Annotated in this window: 23 protein-coding genes; 12 read left to right on the forward strand and 11 right to left on the reverse strand. The window is 50.4% G+C overall.

What is annotated here, in order from left to right:
- A partial coding sequence (locus tag KQJ19_RS06320; protein WP_216403437.1) for an MFS transporter occupies positions 1-484 on the reverse strand: 484 nt, incomplete at its 3' end.
- A 198-nt stretch (positions 485-682) separates the two neighbouring features.
- Here KQJ19_RS06320 and eamA point away from each other — a divergent pair.
- Positions 683-1,582 (forward strand): O-acetylserine/cysteine exporter, encoded by a 900-nt coding sequence (eamA, locus tag KQJ19_RS06325; RefSeq protein WP_019076776.1) that lies wholly within the window; start codon positions 683-685, stop codon positions 1,580-1,582.
- 31 nt (positions 1,583-1,613) lie between these two features.
- Here the strand turns inward: eamA and marB are convergent, their stop codons facing one another.
- Genes marB through marR form a run of 3 tightly spaced genes read right to left on the reverse strand, consistent with a single transcriptional unit; the run spans position 1,614 to position 2,699 of the window.
- On the reverse strand, positions 1,614-1,832 hold the full coding sequence (marB, locus tag KQJ19_RS06330) for a multiple antibiotic resistance protein MarB (RefSeq protein ID WP_016153071.1): 219 nt from the start codon (positions 1,830-1,832) through the stop codon (positions 1,614-1,616).
- Positions 1,833-1,862: 30 nt separating this feature from the next.
- Positions 1,863-2,246: an MDR efflux pump AcrAB transcriptional activator MarA gene (gene marA, locus KQJ19_RS06335; protein WP_003032424.1), complete on the reverse strand. Its 384-nt coding sequence runs from the start codon at positions 2,244-2,246 to the stop codon at positions 1,863-1,865.
- Between the two features lie 18 nt (positions 2,247-2,264).
- Positions 2,265-2,699, reverse strand: coding sequence for a multiple antibiotic resistance transcriptional regulator MarR (gene marR, locus KQJ19_RS06340; RefSeq protein ID WP_016156485.1), 435 nt, complete (start codon positions 2,697-2,699; stop codon positions 2,265-2,267).
- A 257-nt stretch (positions 2,700-2,956) separates the two neighbouring features.
- Here marR and KQJ19_RS06345 point away from each other — a divergent pair, with 257 nt between their 5' ends.
- Positions 2,957-3,622: a MarC family NAAT transporter gene (locus tag KQJ19_RS06345; RefSeq protein ID WP_016153073.1), complete on the forward strand. Its 666-nt coding sequence runs from the start codon at positions 2,957-2,959 to the stop codon at positions 3,620-3,622.
- A 35-nt stretch (positions 3,623-3,657) separates the two neighbouring features.
- On the opposite strand, the gene KQJ19_RS06350 is transcribed toward KQJ19_RS06345, so the two are convergent.
- On the reverse strand, positions 3,658-4,854 hold the full coding sequence (locus KQJ19_RS06350) for a sugar transporter (protein ID WP_019076778.1): 1,197 nt from the start codon (positions 4,852-4,854) through the stop codon (positions 3,658-3,660).
- 221 nt (positions 4,855-5,075) lie between these two features.
- A complete protein-coding gene (locus KQJ19_RS06355; RefSeq protein WP_016153075.1) occupies positions 5,076-5,951 on the reverse strand; it encodes a LysR family transcriptional regulator in 876 nt (291 codons plus the stop codon).
- 102 nt (positions 5,952-6,053) lie between these two features.
- Between KQJ19_RS06355 and sad the strand changes: the two genes are divergently transcribed.
- From sad to KQJ19_RS06385, 6 genes are all read left to right on the forward strand, one after another.
- Positions 6,054-7,442 (forward strand): succinate-semialdehyde dehydrogenase, encoded by a 1,389-nt coding sequence (gene sad, locus KQJ19_RS06360; protein ID WP_216403438.1) that lies wholly within the window; start codon positions 6,054-6,056, stop codon positions 7,440-7,442.
- A 175-nt stretch (positions 7,443-7,617) separates the two neighbouring features.
- Positions 7,618-8,544 carry a glutaminase B gene (glsB, locus tag KQJ19_RS06365; RefSeq protein WP_216403439.1) on the forward strand — a complete coding sequence of 309 codons (927 nt, stop codon included), beginning with the start codon at positions 7,618-7,620 and terminating at the stop codon, positions 8,542-8,544.
- Positions 8,544-8,903 (forward strand): DUF4186 domain-containing protein, encoded by a 360-nt coding sequence (locus tag KQJ19_RS06370; RefSeq protein WP_016153078.1) that lies wholly within the window; start codon positions 8,544-8,546, stop codon positions 8,901-8,903. The genes glsB and KQJ19_RS06370 overlap by 1 nt, the downstream gene beginning before the upstream one ends.
- An 81-nt stretch (positions 8,904-8,984) precedes the next feature.
- Positions 8,985-9,512, forward strand: a complete 528-nt coding sequence (locus KQJ19_RS06375; protein ID WP_216403440.1) for a GNAT family N-acetyltransferase — start codon at positions 8,985-8,987, stop codon at positions 9,510-9,512.
- 106 nt (positions 9,513-9,618) lie between these two features.
- Positions 9,619-11,070, forward strand: coding sequence for a tagaturonate reductase (locus KQJ19_RS06380; RefSeq protein ID WP_216403441.1), 1,452 nt, complete (start codon positions 9,619-9,621; stop codon positions 11,068-11,070).
- Between the two features lie 208 nt (positions 11,071-11,278).
- Positions 11,279-12,193: a bestrophin family protein gene (locus KQJ19_RS06385; RefSeq protein WP_216403442.1), complete on the forward strand. Its 915-nt coding sequence runs from the start codon at positions 11,279-11,281 to the stop codon at positions 12,191-12,193.
- On the opposite strand, the gene KQJ19_RS06390 is transcribed toward KQJ19_RS06385, so the two are convergent.
- The 3 genes from KQJ19_RS06390 to KQJ19_RS06400 form a co-directional block, all read right to left on the reverse strand.
- On the reverse strand, positions 12,190-12,567 hold the full coding sequence (locus KQJ19_RS06390; RefSeq protein ID WP_047500428.1) for a GFA family protein: 378 nt from the start codon (positions 12,565-12,567) through the stop codon (positions 12,190-12,192). The genes KQJ19_RS06385 and KQJ19_RS06390 overlap by 4 nt on opposite strands.
- A gap of 131 nt (positions 12,568-12,698) precedes the next feature.
- Positions 12,699-13,457, reverse strand: coding sequence for a trans-aconitate 2-methyltransferase (gene tam / locus KQJ19_RS06395; protein ID WP_103766294.1), 759 nt, complete (start codon positions 13,455-13,457; stop codon positions 12,699-12,701).
- Positions 13,458-14,197: 740 nt separating this feature from the next.
- Positions 14,198-14,914, reverse strand: coding sequence for a YebC/PmpR family DNA-binding transcriptional regulator (locus tag KQJ19_RS06400; RefSeq protein WP_016153084.1), 717 nt, complete (start codon positions 14,912-14,914; stop codon positions 14,198-14,200).
- 455 nt (positions 14,915-15,369) lie between these two features.
- Between KQJ19_RS06400 and KQJ19_RS06405 the strand changes: the two genes are divergently transcribed.
- A complete protein-coding gene (locus tag KQJ19_RS06405; protein WP_065554450.1) occupies positions 15,370-15,657 on the forward strand; it encodes a VF530 family protein in 288 nt (95 codons plus the stop codon).
- A 12-nt stretch (positions 15,658-15,669) separates the two neighbouring features.
- Positions 15,670-17,037, forward strand: coding sequence for a glycoside hydrolase family 10 protein (locus KQJ19_RS06410; RefSeq protein ID WP_216403443.1), 1,368 nt, complete (start codon positions 15,670-15,672; stop codon positions 17,035-17,037).
- 64 nt (positions 17,038-17,101) lie between these two features.
- On the opposite strand, the gene KQJ19_RS06415 is transcribed toward KQJ19_RS06410, so the two are convergent.
- Positions 17,102-19,045: a methyl-accepting chemotaxis protein gene (locus tag KQJ19_RS06415; RefSeq protein ID WP_137379748.1), complete on the reverse strand. Its 1,944-nt coding sequence runs from the start codon at positions 19,043-19,045 to the stop codon at positions 17,102-17,104.
- A gap of 155 nt (positions 19,046-19,200) precedes the next feature.
- On the reverse strand, positions 19,201-19,530 hold the full coding sequence (hdeB, locus tag KQJ19_RS06420; protein WP_003019999.1) for an acid-activated periplasmic chaperone HdeB: 330 nt from the start codon (positions 19,528-19,530) through the stop codon (positions 19,201-19,203).
- Positions 19,531-19,930: 400 nt separating this feature from the next.
- Here hdeB and KQJ19_RS06425 point away from each other — a divergent pair, with 400 nt between their 5' ends.
- A complete protein-coding gene (locus tag KQJ19_RS06425) occupies positions 19,931-20,797 on the forward strand; it encodes a MurR/RpiR family transcriptional regulator (RefSeq protein ID WP_016156533.1) in 867 nt (288 codons plus the stop codon).
- A gap of 14 nt (positions 20,798-20,811) precedes the next feature.
- On the forward strand, positions 20,812-21,399 hold the full coding sequence (gene ddpX / locus KQJ19_RS06430; RefSeq protein WP_016156534.1) for a D-alanyl-D-alanine dipeptidase: 588 nt from the start codon (positions 20,812-20,814) through the stop codon (positions 21,397-21,399).
- The last annotated feature ends 13 nt before the right edge of the window (positions 21,400-21,412 follow it).

A 21,412-nucleotide genomic window follows, 5' to 3' on the forward strand; every position in this document is an offset into this window, starting at 1 on the left:
GGTTAATGCTTTGCATCACCAGTAGCGTACCCAGCGGTGGGCCTACGGTCCAGCCGATGTTCAGCACGGTATAGTTAAGCGAGAAAATTTTAGTCTTGTTGGTCGCCGAGAGATTATCGGCAAACCAGGCTTTCAGCACCGTGGCGAAGACGGAGTAGGCGCAGTTGATCAGGGCAAAGAGCAAAACCACTACCACTACGTTATGCACCAGTGGAATAGCAATAAAGCCAGAGGCAAAGCCGCAGATAGCCAGCAGCATATAGCGTTTTTTATCAAACTTGTCGGCCAGAATACCAAAGCCAAGGCTGAACACGACGCCAATGGTCAGTGCGACCGTCATCGCATAACCGATCAGGTCGACGCTCAGATTGTACTGTCGGCTGAGGTAGATCGTCATAAAGGGCAGCGTGGCGCCACGCCCAATCGTTAATAACAATGATGACGCGAGTAACGCGAGAGTGGACCTTCTCAGAGAGATATTCATTTTCCTGCCCGACAATGCATGTTGTTATGTTTTTTTTAGATATCAGAAACAAATAGCATGCTAAAAGTGTGATGTACACTCAATAAGTTGTCCGAAAATGCCCTGTGTGGCCTACCTGAATTAATGATCTGTTACGGCACAACGATTTCCGTTACTTTAATTTGTTTACAAAAATTTAATATTCGCAGGGGCGGTGGTATGTCGCGTAAAGACGGGTTATTAGCGTTACTGGTCGTTGTGGTTTGGGGGCTGAACTTTGTCGTCATCAAAGTGGGGCTGCACAATATGCCACCCTTAATGCTGGCTGGGTTGCGTTTTTTACTGGTGGCATTTCCGGCGATTTTCTTCGTTGCCCGCCCGAAAATTCCGCTTTCACTGCTGCTCGGCTATGGGCTGACCATCAGTTTTGGGCAGTTCGCGTTTCTCTTTAGCGCCATCAAATTCGGTATGCCTGCCGGGTTAGCTTCTCTGGTATTACAGGCTCAGGCGTTTTTCACCATCATTCTGGGGGCATTCGCCTTTGGTGAACGTCTGCAAGGTAAACAACGGGTAGGGATTGCGCTGGCCATATTTGGCGTGCTGGTGCTGATTGAGGCCAGTCTCAACGGACAGCATGTCGGCATGCTCGGTTTTATGCTGACGCTGGCGGCGGCGCTAAGCTGGGCCAGCGGTAATATCTTTAATAAAAAAATCATGCAGCATACGTCACGCCCGGCGGTGATGTCGTTGGTGGTATGGAGTGCGTTGATTCCTGTTGTCCCATTCTTCCTCGCCTCAATACTTCTCGATGGCCCAACGCAAATTATCCAAAGTCTGGTGACGATAGATATGACCACCATTCTGTCACTGGTTTATCTGGCGTTTGTGGCGACCATTGTGGGTTATGGCATCTGGGGATCTTTACTCGGGCGTTATGAAACCTGGCGTGTCGCGCCGTTGTCGCTGTTGGTGCCGGTTGTTGGACTGGCGAGTGCGGCCGTGCTGCTGGATGAAACGCTTACCGGATTACAACTGCTCGGTGCGCTGCTGATCATGGCAGGATTGTACATTAATGTGTTTGGCTTTCGGTTGCGTAAGACTGCGCAGGCGAGAGGGTAAAAAAAAGCCCCGCAGTGACGGGGCAAAAAAATTACAGGTTGCGCATATTGTAATAAGGCACACCTAATTCGTCGGATTTGTCGCTGCCTGCACCCATATGATTAAAATCGAACGGGGACCGATCGTGCGCAGGCGGCATAATCATCGCGTCACGACTGTTTTGTGTGGCAGGTTGCGCGGTCTGTTCCGCCATGCTCTGGCCCGAAACAACATACAGCAGGGCCAGCATCGCATAAGACAGAAGTTTCATGATTTCCTCGGTTACGTCGTTAACTGGCGATTAGCAATTACATTGATTGAGTGGCAGCAAATAGCGTGATTCGCCGTGCATATTCGTCATACGGTATTTATGCGGCGGAACATCAAAATAGTTTTTGAATGTCCGGGTCAGCGTTTGCTGGGACTCAAAACCGTAACGCTCCGCCAGATAAAGGATCGGCTCGTTACTCTCTTTTAATTTTTGCGCTATTTCAGTCATTTTACGGCTACGGATGTATTGACCCAGTGAATGACCGGTTTCTTTTTTAAACATCCGTTGCAGGTGCCATTTGGAGTAACCTGAACGCTCTGACACCTTTTCCAGCGAGAGCGGCGATTCAAGGTTATTTTCGATCCAGTCCAAAATGCTATGAATAGTGATTGTGTCAGTATTGCGTCTGGACATCGTCATACCTCTTTCTGTTTACGGCAGGATTTTCTTCAGCAAATGCTCAAGCGTAGTCACTTCATCCGCCGTTAAGTTTTTTGTTAGTTCCTGGTGCAGGTCTTGCCCTACTAATTGATGACACTGCTCGCAAATTGCCGCGCCATGCTCGGTGAGTTTCACCAGCACGCCTCGCTTGTCATGTGGATTCGGAAGCCTTTCTATCCAACCTTTACAGGCCAGCCTGTCCAGCATCCGCGTCAGGGCGCCGAGATCGACAGACAGCACTTTTTTCAATTCGACAGGGGTAATACACACCGCGCAACGGATGGAGCAGAGCACCTTGAACTGCGATGCCGTGATATCCAGCGGTGACAGATAGTCGTTTAGCAAACGATCTTTTTTCTGATTAACCATGTAGATCAAACGACCCAGTGGGATGATTTCGTTAAACAGATCACTGGTGCTTTTCACAATGGTTGCCCTGGCAAGTAGTTAGTCACGGCTGATATTATTGCTTAGGCAAATATAAGTCAAATGAATGGGTCGGCAAATGCCACGTTTTGCTAAATCATCAGACTCAATTTCTGGCGAGTGGAATTTTAACGGTTTGAAAATTATGGCTTATACGTGCGGATGAAAAATGAATCCTTACACCGCGAAAATGGCTTATCTCCCGGATTTCACCGTATACTTGCCGTTGACGATTAACGCACAGGAAAGATGACATTATGATGGACTTGTTTAAAGCAATAGGACTGGGGCTGGTAGTCCTGTTACCGTTGGCAAACCCGTTAACCACCGTGGCGTTGTTCCTCGGCCTTGCCGGCAACATGAACAGCGCAGAGCGTAACCGTCAGTCACTCATGGCGTCCGTTTACGTGTTTGCCATCATGATGGTGGCGTATTATGCCGGACAACTGGTGATGAATACCTTCGGGATTTCGATTCCCGGGTTACGTATCGCGGGTGGGTTAATCGTTGCGTTTATCGGCTTTCGAATGTTGTTTCCACAGCAGAAGGCACATGACTCTCCGGAAGCGAGAAGCAAATCAGAAGAACTGGAAGATGAACCGACGGCCAATATTGCATTTGTTCCGCTGGCCATGCCAAGCACCGCGGGTCCGGGTACGATTGCAATGATCATCAGCTCGGCGTCCACCGTGCGTCATGGGGCTGAGTTTCCGGACTGGGTGATAATGGTCGCACCGCCGATTATTTTTGCGGTGGTCGGGGTTATCCTGTGGGGCTGTTTACGCAGTTCTGGCGGGATCATGCGCCTGGTCGGCAAAGGCGGTATTGAGGCGATCTCCCGTCTGATGGGCTTCCTGCTGGTATGTATGGGCGTGCAGTTTATTATTAACGGCGTGCTGGAAATCATTAAAACTTACGCTTAAAACAACGTGCCCGGTATTGTCTACCGGGCACGCTTTTATGAATGCTGAGGCTGCTCTTCCAGTGATACTGGCCATTTACGGAAGATAATCACCGACCATATGAACGCCACAACCGCAGGCACTGCACCTACGTAACCAATCGTAGACATTGACCAGTGCAGACTCACCTGATTTCCCACCAGCGCGCCAGCGCCTATCCCGATATTAAAGATACCAGAGAAAAGGGCCATTGCGACGTCGGTGGCATCCGGGGCCAGCGCCAGCACTTTCACCTGCATACCCAGGCCTATCAACATAATGGCGATGCCCCAGAATATACTCAGGACGGCCAGATGCATTTCGCTGTCCGCTGCGGGCAGTAACAGCACCAGACACACCGTCAACAGGGCAATGGCGCTACTAATCAATACGGAAGCATGTTGGTTACCCAGCTTGCCAAAAATGACGCTACCGACAATCCCCGCGCCACCCAGAACCAGCAGCAGCACGGTGGCAAAGTTTGCGCTCAGCCCGGCGACGGTCTGTACAAACGGTTCGATATAGCTGTAGGCCGTGTAATGCGCGGTGACCACAATCACCGTCAGCAGATACAGGCTCATCAATGCCGGACGGCGGAATAAAACCGGCAGGCTTTTTAATGAACCGGAATGCTCACTGGGTAATTTTGGCAGGAGCTTAATCAAGCAAAGTAGGGTGACTAACGCCCCCATACCGATGGCGAAGAAGGTGGTACGCCAGCCAAAATACTGGCCAACGATGCGCCCGATAGGCAGGCCCAGCACCATCGCCAGCGCGGTGCCGGTCGCAATCAGGCTGAGAGCCTGCGCGCGTTTCCCGGCAGGAGCCAGGCGAATCGCCAGCGATGCGGTGATCGACCAGAAAATAGCGTGGGCAAAAGCAATACCAATACGGCTGATCACCAGCACGGTAAAATTCCATGCCAGGAAAGAGAGAACGTGGCTGGCGATAAAAACGACAAACAGGCAGATCAGAAGTTTGCGGCGTTCTACCTGGCTGGTAAGCAGCATGAAAGGCAGCGACATCAGGGCGACAACCCAGGCGTAGATCGTCAGCATGATCCCGACCTGAGCGGTCTGCATATTAAAACTTTGTGCGATGTCGGATAACAAACCGACAGGGACAAACTCGGTGGTATTGAAAATAAAACCGGCAATGGCAAGCGTAACTACCCGAAGCCACGCGACCTTGCGGGAAACAGTGTCTGTTGTCATATCAATTAGGTGGATTAGCTGCGAAAAGGTAAGGCCACGATCTTAAAACTTTTGCTGGCTAAAATACAATCATTTCGTGATGAAGATCTCATTTCATTGACTGGGTGGCAAAATTGAGTGCCGAACATTTCGCGTAATTTTAACTGTTTCATTATTAATGAAATTCCGGGCGTGAGAATTCACCCGGAACGCTATTTATGGCGTTGTTTGAGAATCGCGAATTATTCCGTGCTTTTCGACAACTGAGGGTTCAATACCTCAATAAACGCTTCCAGTTGCCTCGTCATTGCCCCTCTGCGCCAGACCAGCCACGTATTCAGCCAGCGCCAGTTTTCGCTTAGCGGCCAGGCGTGGACCTGATGGTGTCCTGGCATGCTCTCCAGCATCGAACGCGGGATCAGCGCGATACCCGCACCGGCAATGACGCAAGCCAGCATGCCGTGATACGACTCCATTTCATGAATGGTGCCAGGCATTGCGCGATCGGCATGAAACCAGCTTTCAAAATGGCGACGATAGGAACAGTTGGCGCGAAAGGCGTAAATGCTGCAACCGTTAACGTCGCTGGCCCGCTGGATAGGGGGATGACCGTGCGGAGTGACTATCATCATCTCTTCACGGTAGACCGGCATTCCTTCAAGACCTGGATGAGTAATTGGGCCGTCGACAAAGGCGGCGTTCAGCGTCCCGTCGAGCACGCCGTCCAGCATCGTGCCTGAAGGACCTGTCGCCAGCGCAAACTGAATTTTGGGGTAACGCTGATTATATTCAGCCAGCGTGGCGGGGATCCGCACAGCGGCAGTACTCTCGAGCGAGCCAAGAGAGAACAACCCCTGCGGTTCATCGCCGGCGACGACCATTCTCGCCTCGTCAACCAGGGCGAGGATCCGCTGGCTGTAGCGTAAAAAATTGTGCCCGGACGGGGAAAGCCGCAAACGCTGATTTTCACGAATAAACAGATCGACGCCAAGGTCGGCTTCAAGCTGGCGAATACGGGTGGTGAGATTGGATGGCACGCGATGCACCTTCGCGGCGGCCTGCGTAATACTGCCTGTCTCCGCGACGGCGTTGAACATTTCCAGTTGCGTCAGATCCATAATGTTCTCTGTTCGTGAATGGTGTGGTTAATATTATTCATTTTTCAGAAAGAGTAAATATGCGCATGATATGACCATACCCTGCGATAAAGAGAGGCACTTATGACTATCACAGCAGCAACACATGCGATTTCCGTTAACCCTACCAACTGTGAAAGGTTGGCGGCAATGCCGTGGGCCAGTACTGAAGAGATTGCACATGCGCTGAGCCTTGCCGCGAATGGCTACCGCGAATGGAAACACACTGCCGTTGAGCGCCGTGCGCAAACGCTGCGTCATATCGGGCAGGCTCTGCGTCATCGCGCCGAAGAGATGGCGCAGTGTATCTCACGTGAAATGGGGAAACCCATCAAGCAGGCGCGTGGTGAAGTTGCCAAATCAGCCGCATTGTGTGACTGGTATGCCGAACATGGACCGGCGATGCTCAACCCGGAACCTACGCTGGTGGAGAACAACCAGGCGGTGATTGAGTATCGCCCCGTTGGAACTATTCTGGCGATCATGCCGTGGAACTTCCCGCTCTGGCAGGTACTTCGCGGCGCCATTCCAATTCTGCTGGCCGGAAATGGCTATCTGTTAAAGCATGCGCCAAACGTAACCGGCTGTGCTGCGATTATCGCGCAGGTTTTTGCTGATGCGGGCGTTCCCGCGGGTGTTTATGGTTGGGTGAATGCCGATAACGCCGGGGTAAGTCAGATGATCAATGACCCGCGTATCGCGGCGGTAACGGTGACGGGCAGCGTTCGAGCCGGTGCGGCGATTGGTGCTCAGGCGGGTGCGGCGTTGAAAAAATGCGTGCTTGAACTGGGGGGTTCCGATCCGTTTATTGTCCTTAATGATGCTGACCTCGATCTGGCCGTTAAGGCGGCGGTCGCCGGTCGTTATCAGAACACCGGACAGGTTTGTGCGGCAGCAAAGCGCTTTATTATCGAAGAAGGAATTGCGGCAGAATTTACGGCTCGTTTTGTGGCGGCCGCGAGCGCGCTCAAAATGGGCGACCCGCTGAACGAAGAAAACGATCTGGGTCCGATGGCAAGATTTGATCTGCGCGATGAGCTGCATCAGCAGGTCGAAGCCTCCCTTGCCGAAGGCGCGCGGTTACTTCTCGGCGGGGAAAAAATCGCGGGTCAGGGCAATTACTATGCCGTGACGGTTCTGGGGGATGTCACCCCGGAGATGACGGCTTTTCGTCAGGAGCTGTTTGGCCCGGTTGCAGCGATTACCGTTGCAAAGAATGCGGAACATGCTTTAGCGCTGGCTAATGACAGTGATTTCGGCTTATCAGCCACGGTGTTCACCGCGGATGAAGCTCTGGCGCAGAAGATGGCGTCACGCCTGGAGTGTGGGGGCGTATTTATCAATGGTTACAGCGCCAGCGATGCCCGCGTTGCTTTTGGCGGCGTGAAGAAAAGTGGTTTTGGCCGCGAGCTTTCACACTTTGGTCTGCATGAGTTTTGTAATGTACAGACCGTCTGGAAAAACCGCCTCTGATGGTGTGGGTGCCTCCGATGGGGGCACCGGCCTTAATTCTGCAATATTTCTGTCTACGGCATGAATCTCACCCGCTCATGCAGACCGTGGCCAGATTCCGCCTTCCGGCCTGACGCTGCGTATTCAGCTCTGTTATACTCGCAGGCCTTTCATACCTGCGAGCAAGGAGCATGTTGTGGCCAGGGCCATGGACAATTCAATTTTAGAGACCATTGTGCAGCAGGTTCGTCCGCTGATTGGTCAGGGTAAAGTCGCTGATTACATTCCTGCCTTAGCTTCTGTCGACGGTTCAAAACTGGGTATTGCTATTTGCACCGTCGATGGACAGCAGTATCAGGCGGGGGATGCGCAAGAGCGCTTTTCTATTCAGTCAATTTCAAAGGTGCTCAGTCTGGTCGTGGCGATGCGTCACTATCAAGAAGATGAGATCTGGCAACGTGTCGGCAAGGATCCTTCCGGTCATCCTTTCAACTCCCTGGTGCAGCTGGAAATGGAGCAAGGGATCCCACGCAATCCCTTTATCAACGCCGGGGCGCTGGTGGTTTGCGATATGCTGCAAGGACGTCTGAGCGCACCGCGTCAACGGATGCTGGAAGTGGTACGGGCGCTAAGCGGCGTTTCGGATATCGCCTATGATGCGACGGTGGCGCGTTCTGAGTTTGAGCACTCGGCGCGTAACGCGGCTATTGCCTGGCTAATGAAGTCCTTTGGCAATTTTCACCATGACGTGACCACCGTTTTGCAAAATTACTTTCACTACTGCGCACTGAAAATGAGCTGTGTAGAGCTGGCCCGCACGTTCGTCTTTCTGGCGAATCAGGGACATGCTTTTCATCTTGCTGAGCCCGTGGTTACGCCCATGCAGGCCCGGCAGATCAACGCGCTGATGGCGACCAGTGGCATGTATCAGAACGCAGGGGAATTTGCCTGGCGAGTGGGCTTACCGGCGAAATCTGGTGTGGGGGGCGGTATCGTGGCTATCGTGCCTCACGAGATGGCGATTGCCGTCTGGAGTCCGGAACTGGATGCGGCGGGAAATTCGCTGGCGGGTATCGCCGTGCTGGAGCAACTAACGCAACAACTGGGGCGCTCGGTTTACTGATGAACACGCTCGATCCTCTTTTTGCCCGGCTGGCGAAATCAACGTTTCGCTCGCGGTTTCGCCTTGGTCAGAAAGAAAGGCAGTATTGTCTGGATAAAGGCGCGCCGGTTATCGAACAACACGCCACGGATTTTATTGCCAAACGGCTGGCGCCCGCGTTTCCTGCCAATGACGGTAAGCAGACGCCCATGCGCGGGCATCCGGTATTTATCGCTCAACATGCTACGGCGACCTGTTGTCGGGGATGTCTGGCGAAATGGCATGATATCCCTCAGGGTGTGGCGTTAAACGATGAACAGCAGCGTTACGTTGTCACGGTTATCTATCACTGGCTAGTGATCCAGATGAACAAGCCATAGATAACATAATCCTATGATATGACTCCTTGTGTTGTGCAATTGTTAAAAGCAGTATGAAGGGGTCATTCTAAGGAGAAAAAAATGGCTTCCTGTAAACCCTGCTTTGTGCTGAGCGCGGCCCAGATTCTGTCGAGAATCGGTGAGTTCAGCGACATCCTTGAAACATGCGTCAATGATGGCGCCTCTGTCAGCTTTATGCTCCCTTTTAGTGGTGATAAATCACGGCCTTTCTGGATGAGCGTCGCGCAAAGCGTTGACCGTGGAGAAAGGATTGTTCTGGGTACGCAGAACGCACAGGGGGGGCTGGTCGGTACCGTCCAGCTCATTATCGATCAACCCGAAAACCAACCTCATCGTGCTGATGTCGCTAAGTTGCTGGTTCACCCCTCAGCGCGGCGCGGTGGTGTTGCCCGGACGTTGATGAACGAACTCGAAAACTACGCGCGTCAGCAAGGGAAAACGCTGCTGGTGCTTGATACAGCGACGGGCAGTGGCGCTGAGTTGTTCTACCACAATTGTGGATGGCAACAAGTAGGGGTGATACCGGACTATGCAAAAATGCCTGACGGGAAGCTGACCGGGACCACACTTTTCTACAAAACTCTCTAATTTGTCGCCGGGGATTGATCAAAACAGGGTTTCAATGTATTAAAGTTTGCTAACCTATCGGACCAATTCAATCAGGTTGTATGACTAATTAAAAAGGGAACCCATTGTGCAAACACTAAATCGTCGCGATTTCCCCGGTGCTCAGTATCCTGAACGCATTATTCAGTTTGGTGAAGGAAACTTCCTGCGCGCCTTTGTTGACTGGCAAGTCGATTTGCTGAACGAACATACCGATCTGAACGCTGGTGTAGTCATTGTTCGTCCCATCGAAAGTACCTTCCCGCCATCGCTGAGTACGCAGGATGGTCTCTATACCACCATCATTCGTGGTTTGAATGAGAAGGGCGAGGCCGTAAGCGATGCCCGTTTGATCCGTTCGGTTAACCGCGAAATCAGCGTCTATAGCGAATACGATGAGTTCCTGAAGCTGGCGCATAATCCAGATATGCGTTTTGTGTTCTCCAACACGACTGAAGCGGGCATCAGCTACCACGCGGGCGATAAGTTTGAGGATGCACCGGCGGTGAGTTATCCGGCTAAACTGACCCGACTGTTGTTCGAACGCTTCAGCCATTTTAATGGCGCGTCGGATAAAGGCTGGATTATCATTCCTTGCGAACTGATTGATTACAATGGTGATGCGCTGCGTGAACTGGTCCTGCGCTACGCTCAGGAGTGGGCGCTGCCGGAGGCATTTATTCAGTGGCTGGATCAGGCCAACGCATTTTGCTCCACGCTGGTGGACCGCATTGTTACCGGTTATCCGCGTGACGAAGTGAAGAAACTGGAAGCTGAGTTGGGCTATCACGATGCCTTCCTCGACACTGCAGAACACTTCTATCTGTTCGTTATTCAGGGACCGAAGTCATTAGCTGCAGAGCTGCGTCTGGATAAGTATCCGCTTAATGTCCTGATTGTTGATGACATCAAACCGTACAAAGAACGGAAAGTGGCGATTCTCAACGGCGCACACACCGCACTGGTTCCCGTTGCCTGGCAGGCAGGGCTGGACACCGTGGGTGAGGCGATGAATGACGCAGAGATTTGCGCCTTCGTTGAAAAAGCTATTTATGAAGAGATCATTCCGGTACTGGATTTACCCCGCGATGAGCTGGCGTCTTTCGCCAGCGCGGTGACCGGTCGATTCTGCAATCCGTACATCAAGCATCAGTTGCTGTCGATTGCCCTGAACGGCATGACTAAATTCCGTACCCGTATTTTGCCGCAGCTGCTGGCAGGGCAACAGGCCAGCGGTAAACTGCCGGCGCGCCTGACGTTTGCGCTTGCCGCGCTGATTGCTTTCTATCGTGGAGAGCGTAACGGTGAGGCTTATCCGGTCCAGGATGATGCGCACTGGGTGGCACGTTTTCAACAGCTGTGGTCCCAGCATCATGACCGCCAGATAAGCACCGAAGAGTTAGTCAAATCGGTACTGGGCGTTAAAGAACACTGGGAACAGGATCTGACTCAGGTTTCCGGACTCGTGGAGCAGGTTTCAGCCGATCTGGATACCATTCTGGCCAAAGGCATGCGTGAAGCCGTTAAGCCATTGTGCTAAGAATACAACCCGGTTCAGGCCGGGTTTTTTATAGAACATTCTTTAGTTACAACATACTATTATTTATTAATGACTTCACCGTTCTGTAACTCCGGTGCGCGGTGGTTCTGGCAGAGCAACAGTTGTTTAGTTAATGTTGCGATTAACTTGCAACATTGATCATGATCGCGTCTAATGTGATGGATTTCACATTTTCCCGAAGAAAACCATGATCGTTCGCCCCCAACAACACTGGCTACGCCTGATATTCGTCTGGCATGGGTCAGTATTATCCAAAATCTTTTCACGACTGTTGCTGAACTTCCTGCTCTCCATCGCCGTTATTATCATGCTTCCGTGGTATACGATGCTGGGAATCAAATTCACCCTGGCGCCATTCAGCATTCTCGGCGTGGCGATTGCAATCTTTTTAGGTTTTCGCAATAACGCCTGTTATTCACGTTACGTTGAGGCCCGACACCTGTGGGGGCAGTTGATGATTGCTTCCCGATCGCTACTGCGTGAGGTAAAAACCACCTTACCGGACGACGCCGAATTAGGGCAGTTTGTTCGTCTGCAAATCGCGTTTGCCCACTGTTTACGCATGACTTTACGTCGAAAGCCACAGGCAGAGCCGTTGGCGAAGTACCTCAGCGAGAAAGATCTGCAGACGGTATTTGCCTCACAATCTCCAGCAAACCGCATTTTGTTGTTAATGGGAGAGTGGTTGGCCGTGCGCAGGCGTGATGAGCAACTGTCAGACATATTATTTCATAGTTTAAACAATAGGTTAAACGATATGTCTGCGGTACTGGCTGGTTGTGAGCGGATTGCGAATACACCGGTCCCGTTTGCTTATACTTTGATCCTTCATCGCACGGTATACCTGTTTTGTATCATGCTGCCATTCGCGTTAGTGGTGGATCTGCACTACATGACACCGTTTATCTCGGTGCTTATTTCCTATACTTTTATCTCGCTCGACACGCTTGCAGAAGAGCTTGAAGATCCGTTTGGCACAGAGAACAATGACCTGCCGCTGGATGCGATTTGCAATGCGATCGAAATCGATTTGCTGCAGATGAACGATGAAAAAAATGTGCCAGCAAAACACATGCCTGATAAGCATTACCAACTAACTTAGTTACGTTCGTTTTGCCACCAGGCTGGCTGCATATCGGAAAACGAATGAAACTCTGGTGCCAGGTCTTCATCGTTAGGGTCATCAAAAGCCCCGGCTAAAAGTGCAATTACCGGGGCATCATCAATAGCGCCCACGGAACTGCCGCACTGAGGGCAAAAGGCTCGACAACTCGTTTCTGATGAGCGCCAGGTTGTCGGTTTTCCGGCTTTTCCCGTCCATTCCACATTTTTCGCATCAAACTCAATCCAGACGACGGTCGGTGCGCCCGTATGTTTCCGGCATATATCGCAGGAACAGGTATGGGAATTATTAGGACTGCTGGCCGTGAAGCGGATCGAACCACAAAGACACCCACCAATGTAGACTTTAGACATAACAACTCCCGTCGGAAACACGTGGCAAGACACTAGCAGATGCCTCGCATTGTCACTAGATCCTTATGTTAAAAAGGCGAGGGCGCTCATAGGCGATCCTCTATTCCTGTGATCTATCTGATGATAAATGCTTAATTATTGCGTTGCGCAACAATAAACAATCGGGGAAATGCCAGTAAAATTTTGCCATTTTCCTGCAGTGGATATTGCTCCTGAAGTAGTTCGTGGTAGCGCGCCAGATACTGACGTTGCTGGCTTTCTCTCAAATCCTGTAACCAGGGGCGCAGGCCTGTAGAACTTACCCAGTCGATAATTGCTTGATGAGAATCCATAATGTGATAATACGTGGTGCGCCAGATATCCACCTCACAGCCAGTTTCGGTCAAAATATCATAGTAGGCATGCACGCCAGGCAGTGGCGCACGGCCCCGGTCCGGGAAACCCTGTTCATAAGCCACTTCGCGCATCAGAACATGCGTGGGTTCCAGCCAGTTATCCGGCATTTGTACGGCCAGAACGCCGTTGCGACCCAGCAGCGATACCAGGTTCGGCAATAGTTCATAGTGATCGGGTACCCATTGTAAAGACGCATTTGCGTAAAGCAGATCCACAGGATGCTCGGGCTGGAACTGACTGATATCCGCTTCAATAAAATGGCATTGCGGTAATGCGTTGCGCGCTTCATTCAGCATGGCGGGTGAGGAATCAACCCCGGTTATTACAGCCGAAGGCCAGCGCTGATGCAGTAATGCCGTGCTGTTTCCCGGACCACAGCCAAGATCAACAACTGAACGAATACTCTCTAACGCCACTCTGTTGAGTAATTCCGCTGCGGGTCTTGAACGTTCAGTTTCATATTGCAGATAAAGCGAAGGGTTCCAGTCAGCCATGAATGAATCTCCAGTATGAGAGAAAAAGGCAGAAAGGACCGCATAAGTCCTTGCCGGTGAGCCATTTCATTTAGAAGATTATATGATAATGAAGGATAAGGGCAGAAATATGCCAGGAAGACAGATTGGCATGTCAGTGGTTTGCCTGCGAGAAATACAGTTATCAATTTTGATGTTCAGTGAGTGATGTGGCGCAGGTCGAAAATAGTGTTTGGCCATCATTATCGAGCAGCACAAGGATTACCATAAAGCATCAGATTCTACCTTACTTAACATCAGTGCGCATAATGTATATTATGTTAAATGAAATTTGGTATTTGATGGATGCTTAGTTTATAGCCCTTAGCTGACGCCGTTCCATCAAATCCTTACCTTTCCCTTATCTGCTACGGTAACAAGTTTTCGTCAGATGACCACGAATGCAGATCCCTCTTTAGCCATTCTCAGTTTGGCGGTTCCGGTTGGTACACAGTGATGAAAAACGATAAGGTCAGAGCTGTTGTCGCCTTCGAGTCAGGAAGCCAGGAAGCGGTTTTTTTCATTCCTGGAAAAGCTCCCCCTGCTAATCCTGACTGAAAACTGCTGGACATGACTGTCTGCCTTGAGCAAAAGCAGACAGTCACTTTGATTTTCTACCGTAAATTTTTTCTTTTTTTATAATCAATGTATCGGGCTAGATATTTTTGTAACAACTTTATAAGTTAAAGATCTGCCGCAATAACAGATTCCTTTATTTATAATTAGAGGTTTGCAACGTTGTGATAGACTTTTTGAACATCATCGTCATCTTCAAGGGCATCCACGAGTCCTGCAAAGATTTCTAAATCTTCTGGTGAAAGTTCAACTTCTGATTGAGCAATCATTTCTAATTCTGTTGTTGAGAATTCAGTAATCCCAGCGGCTTTCAGGGCTGCAATTCCTTTATGAAGGTCTGTAGATTCAGTATAAATAACGATGTTTCCCTCTTCCTCGGTTACATCGCGAACATCTACATCAGCATTAAGCAAAATTTCAAAAATATGGTCAGGATCTGTTCCTGCAAATACAATCACCCCGGTATTGTCAAACATATAGCTGACAGCACCTGCCGCTCCGATATTCCCGCCTTTTTTATTGAAAATTGAGCGGACATTAGCAATCGTACGGTTAACATTTGACGTCAATGTTTCAGCGATAATCAGTGAACCACTTGGACCAAAGCCTTCGTAACGCCCTTGCACGAACGTTTCATCGCTGCCGCCTTTGGCTTTATCAATTGCTTTATCAATAACGTGTTTAGGAACCTGTGCTTGTTTCGCACGTTCAATAACGAATTTTAAAGCTGAGTTTGATTCTGGGTCTGGTTCACCTTGTTTGGCAGCGGCATAGATTTCTACACCGAATTTTGCATATATATTAGACGTTGCACCGTCTTTAGCAGTTTTTTTAGCAACAATATTTGCCCATTTACGTCCCACTGGAATAGTCTCCTCAGAAATTCATTTACATTACACGCAGATTAATAACCTGCAAATTTTTCCGCAATATTATATCATGATATGTAAACTCTCGTCCATGAAAAACAAAATATCCATGTTTTACTAAATGTTACTTTAATTTTATCAATGGTTAACATTATGGATATGTTATTTTTGTTTTTTTTAGATCTTTTGTTTTTTTAATTTTAATAGTCGAATGACTGCAATAATACATAAATAAAGAGAAGCTGAAGTAACAATCCAGGTATAAATACCCACTTAAGATTAATGAACGCATCTAATCCAGATCTTTTCTTCAGCAATGTCTGGCTGATGTTTACTTCTTAATCATGAAAGCCTGAGGAACAGATGCCATTGCTGGTCGCCCCGCTTTCTTGTAACCTTCTTCCCGTTGCACTACTGACAAAATCTGGAACCACTGAACTGGACTTCATATGAATGCTCATATTTCTAAAGACCCTTTACATGGCGTAACGCTTGAAATGCAGGTCAATGCACTGGTTGATCGTTATGGTTGGGCTGAGCTGGCGCAACGCATTAATATCAACTGCTTTAAAAATGAGCCGAGCGTTAAATCCAGTCTGAAGTTTCTGCGCCGCACGCCGTGGGCGCGGGCAGAAGTTGAAGCGCTGTACCTGGATTCACTGCATGATCTGGCCTCAAGTAACACCACCGAACCGGCGTTCGATCCCTGGGCTAACAGCCGCAACAAGAAGAATTAAGAGCAAAATCTGATGTCAGCATCCGGTTTTATTTCAGCAAATTATCAGAAAAAACTGGCGAATATTCTCGCCCGTTCCCGAGCCAGGCTGCCGCGAACCAACATGAAATGGTTTGCGCTGCTCGTAGGCAGTATGTTGCTACTTGGCAGTTGTTCTTCACAGCCGCCCGGTTCAAAAATCACCCCACTGCCCCCGGTGGGCAAACCGCAGCAGAGCAAGGAGCCGGTGCGCGGTATCTGGCTGGCAACGGTTTCGCGTCTTGACTGGCCGCCGATTTCATCCGTCAACATCAGCTCGCCTGCCGTTCGTATCAGCCAGCAGCAAAAGGCGCTGACTGACAAGCTGGATAACCTGAAACGTCTTGGTATTAACACCGTTTTTTTCCAGGTGAAGCCCGATGCCACTGCGCTGTGGCAATCTACAATCTTGCCGTGGTCAGATACCCTGACCGGTAAAATTGGTCAGGATCCGGGTTACGATCCGTTACGGTTTATGCTCGATGAAGCGCATAAACGCGGAATGAAAGTCCATGCCTGGTTTAACCCCTACCGCGTGTCCGTTAACACTAAACCGGCAACGGTTACCGAATTAAACAACACGCTGTCACAGACGCCTTCCAGCGTTTATGTCCTGCATAGGGACTGGATCCGTACCTCGGGCGAGCGTTTTGTGTTAGATCCCGGTATTCCCGAAGTGCGTGACTGGATAACCAGTATCGTGGCTGAAGTCGTTGAGAATTACCCGGTTGACGGCGTGCAATTCGATGATTACTTCTATACCGAGTCTCCCGGCTCTGCGCTCAACGACAGCCAGACCTTCAGAAGATACGGCCAGGGATTCGTCTCCAAAGCTGACTGGCGGCGCGATAACACGCAACGCCTGATCGCTCAGGTTTCACGAACCATCAAGAAACTCAAACCTGAAGTTGAATTTGGCGTCAGCCCTGCGGGCGTGTGGCGTAACCGTTCGCACGATCCGGCGGGCTCCGACACACGCGGCGCGGCAGCCTATGATGAATCGTATGCGGACACCCGCCGCTGGGTGCAACAAGGCTTGCTGGACTACATCGCCCCGCAGCTGTACTGGCCTTTTGCCCGCGATGCGGCGCGTTACGATGTGTTGGCGAAATGGTGGGCAGATGTCGTCAAATCAACCAACACCCGCCTGTATATTGGGGTGGCGTTGTACAAAGTCGGTGAGCCGTCGCGAAAAGAACCTGACTGGACGGTTAAAGGCGGCGTGCCGGAGCTAAAAAAACAGCTCGATCTGAACGAGTCTGAACCGCACATTAACGGCACAATTTTGTTTCGCGAAGATTACCTTAATCAGCCGCAAACGCAGGAAGCTGTGATCTATATTCGCAGTCGTTGGGGGCGTTAATGGTCGTCCGTATTGGATTTATAACGCAAGAGCGTCCGGTTATACGGACGCTCTTAACGATCCATCAGGCAACTGAAGGCTCAGGCAATCTGAATGATGAGACCAGCATCGCCAGCTGTTCCGCCTCCTCTTTCAGCGCCTGCGTTCGCGCGGCGGCATCATCTATTAACGAGGCGTTTTGCTGAACGGTGCTGTCCATTTCGGTAACGGCCAGCGTAACTTCGGAAACGCCCTTGCGTTGTTCTTCACCCGCAACGCGTATTTCCCCCATTAACTGACGTACCTGACGTACATTACTGACCAGTTCTCCCAGACGTTCGCCCGCATTGTGAATTTGCTGACTTCCGCTACCTACATGAGAAACGGATTCATCAATCAATGCTTTTATTTCCTGCGCGGCAGTGGCACTGCGCTGAGCCAGCGTGCGCACTTCGGAGGCCACAACGGCAAACCCTCTCCCGGCATCACCTGCTCTGGCGGCTTCAACCGCGGCATTCAGGGCGAGAATATTGGTCTGGAACGCAATGCTGTCGATAACTGCGACAATTTCCACCATTCTGCCGGATGAGGCACTGACATTATCCATTGTAGAGATAACACCCTGCATAACATCGCCGCAGCGGTTGGCCGTTTGCGCGGTGCTATCGGAGAGCTCATCCGCCAGTTGTGTATTACTGGCATTTTGATGAACGGTCGCATTTAACTGTTCCATCGCCGCCGAACTCTCTTCCAGCGCAGCGGCCTGTTGCGTCACGCGAGATGAAAGTTCCATATTACTGTCTGCCAGGCTGACAGCGTTATTCGCCACCACTACGCTACTGCTTCTGACAGTGATCAGAATGGCTGAGATTTTATCGACGAACAGGTTAAACGCTTCGGCGATAGCGGAAATCTCATCTTTGCCACGGACATCCAGGCGACGGGTAAGATCGCCTTCTCCCTGCGCAATGTCATCGAGAGCCTGACGGGTATCATCAAGACGCGAAATCAGTCGGCGAACCACCAGCCAGGATCCCACCAGCAACAGGGTCATGATCGGGATCAACACTTCCAGCACGTCCTGCATCATCACTTTGGCAAGGCCGACGATACGCGATTCAGGCGTCGCAAGACCAACAACCCAACCGGTATCCGCCATCGGGAACAGCATCACCCGTGAAGCCGAATTCAGGACGTTATCATTTGCAAGCGTAATCGTTTTCACCCCGTCCGCTGGGCGCAGAGATTTCAGACCGTTTTCCACCGGGATAAGCCATTGCGCGCTTTGCGCCAGATCGTTAATGGTTTTATATTTCGCCAGATCGGCCTGCGGGAAATAGAGGATTTGTCCCTGCTTGTCCACCACAAACGCGTAACCACCGGTGCTGTTTCCCTGTTGCTGCATGAAAGTGGCGACGTTATCCAGGCGAATATCGGTGGTGGCGACACCGGCAAACTTGCCCGCCAGTTGATAAGGTACGCTGCACGTCACCATGTTGACGCCTGTACTGGCGTCCTGGTAGACATCAGACCATAAGCAACTGTTTTGTGAATGCCCTTTGGCATGCTGATACCAGTTTTCATTGTGGTATCCGCTTGACCCTTCGACGTTATAGTCGTTGGAATACACCAGTTTACCTTCAGCATTACGCGCCCAGAAAAAGCTTCTTTTCTCCACACCTGCGGTGAAAGCGTCTGGTTCTGGCCAGATGCCGCCGCCGGTAATAATCGAATCTTTATCTTCACCAATCAGATGCGGAACGACGCTTTGGTAAAGAGATTCATCATTTGGCAGCACCTCAGCCAGTCGTGACAAGCTGACGGTCTCACCTTCAATTCGGGACAATACGGTACTCAACTGGCGGGTTAAACCTTGCCCTGTTTCTTCGATCAGGGCGGTGTTGATTTCAACGACGCGCGGTTGGCCACGCCAGAGCATAATCACCACAATAACAAGGGTCGTGACTGCAAGCAGCAGAATGCCGCCGATGGTTAAACGCGTTGAAATACGAGTAGGATACCAGGCCATACAAACTCCTTCTGCAAAAGGCTAACTTTTATCCAGTATCGGCACAGGCGTTTATATCTTTATAAAGTTTTCTTAAGTATCACAAAATAAATAGGTGACATTGTCACAAATAGCAAAACCCAGCACTTTGGCTGGGTTTTAATAATGACTTAATCTTATTTGGATAATTCTTTTTTGATTTCGTCTTTTATTTTACTTAATTCGCTCTGCGGATGTTTTTTACAAAGTTCAACAGTCAGAGGAACTGCAGTCGTCACGGTTTCGTTATAGTCTACGTAATCGCCACCCTTGAAATCTTCGTCTTCATTGAGCACCCAGAAAGCCACCGGGGCCATAGTTTGCGGGTTCAAATCAATAAACTCCTGGCAATTCATGCCTTTTGGAGTCACTTCAGTTTTAGCGTTATCAGTTGCTGCATTGACGCTGACACTGGTTAACAGCGCTGCGACCAGAATACCTGCTGTAGAAAGGGAGAATTTATTCATTGTAGTACTCCATTTATAATATAAATAATATCTACACTTGCGCTTCAAACCGTTAATGTAGTTCGCAAAAAATAATACCCCTAACGTCATAAGAATAAAGATTGCCACCATTGATATGGCTGAAATTTATATTTCACATTACTGATTCTGATGTCTGGGCGTAAAACGTGACCACAATGTGATCGTTCCGACGAAATCAGCAGATTCATACCCCTCTTCCCCTGTCGCTGCACCAAAACTGAACTACGCTGCACAAATGTTGATCATTAGTTAACGGATATGGGCTGATTTTTAACAAAAATGGTCGGCGTGCCGCTGTTACTAACATGGCACGCGTCCTGCATTGTTAATTTGCTAACAGTGAACCGTACTCTGACAAACAATTAACAGCGAGAAGGTAATGACAGCGAAACCGGAGTTATTTACCCGCATAGAGCAGACCTTTAGCCAACTGACGCCCAGCGAAAAGCGCGTGGCCGGGTGGCTGTTAGCCCATGCTGTGCAGATCCCTTTTGAAACCGCGGATGGTATTGCTAAAGCAACCGGAACCAGCGGCATTACCGTTGGACGCTATCTGCGTAAACTGGGTTTTCGCAATCTGGAAGATGCAAAAGCCAGCCTGCGGGAGCTACCCGTCGTCGCCTATCAACCCTGGGGGATGAACGAGCGGCTGGACTCCTGGCACCAGCAACAAAGCCTGCCAGATCGCGCGCAGCAGTCGCTGTTACTGGAAATCGACGCCATTACCTATGTCTATCAACTCGCGCAAGGCGAAACGTTTTTACGCATAGCGCAGCGGCTGGCGCATGCGGAAGCCGTGTATATCCTTGGGATCCAGTCCACCCGCGGGATCGCTAACGCCTTTTTCAGTCACCTGGAATACCTGCGGCCTAAAGTCAGCTACTCCGAAGGGCTTTCCGGCAGTTGGGTCGAGTCGCTGAATTCAGGATTCACCCAGCCTTACGTGGTGATCACCGATATGCGCGCCTATTCCGCTATCTCGCGACAATATTGCCGCGTTGCCACAGAACGCTGCATTCCGCTGGCGTTAATCACCGATGTGTGGTGCCCGTGGGCCAGAGACTATTCCATTGACTTACTTCAGGTGAAAACTGACACCGGACATTTCTGGGACTCACTGGCTCCGGTGAGCTGTCTGTTCAACTTATTACTCTCTGCGGTGGTGGCACAACTGGGTGACTCCCTCGCAGAACGCCTGCAAACCAATCGCCAGTTACAACAACAATTTGGTCAATTCGAACAATAAACAGGAAACGTGCTATGTCAGAAACCCCAGAACTGGTCGATCTGTCGGTGATATTCCCGTCGCTACATATCGATCTTAAATACGCTACGGCAGACAACATTACCGGCGCCCCTATCTACCGGGAAGCTCGTTGCCTGTTGCACACCGAGGCGGTCACTGCGCTGGCGAAAAGCATCAGTATTGCGCAACTGGCGGGCCTGAAACTTGTGGTATACGACGCGTATCGCCCGCAGCAGGCGCAGGCGGTGCTGTGGAATGCGTGTCCGGATCCTCAGTATGTTGTCGATGTAGCGATAGGATCTAATCACAGCCGCGGGACGGCCATTGACGTTACGCTAATGGACGATCGTGGCAATCTTCTCGATATGGGCGCGGGCTTTGATGAGATGCACGACCGTTCCCATGCCTGGCACCCTTCTGTTCCTCCGGCTGCGCAGCGCAACCGCCTGCTGCTCAATGCCATTATGTTCGGCGGCGGTTTTGTCGGTATCACCAGCGAGTGGTGGCATTTTGAATTACCTGATGCCGCCCGCTATCCGCTGCTTGACGATCAGATAGATTGTTACACTGTCACACCTATAACAACACAACATTCCCTTTAATTCTGGAGCCTGG

The sequence above is a fragment of the Citrobacter sp. S46_ASV_140 genome, from assembly GCF_018919545.1.
Classification (GTDB): domain Bacteria; phylum Pseudomonadota; class Gammaproteobacteria; order Enterobacterales; family Enterobacteriaceae; genus Citrobacter; species Citrobacter braakii.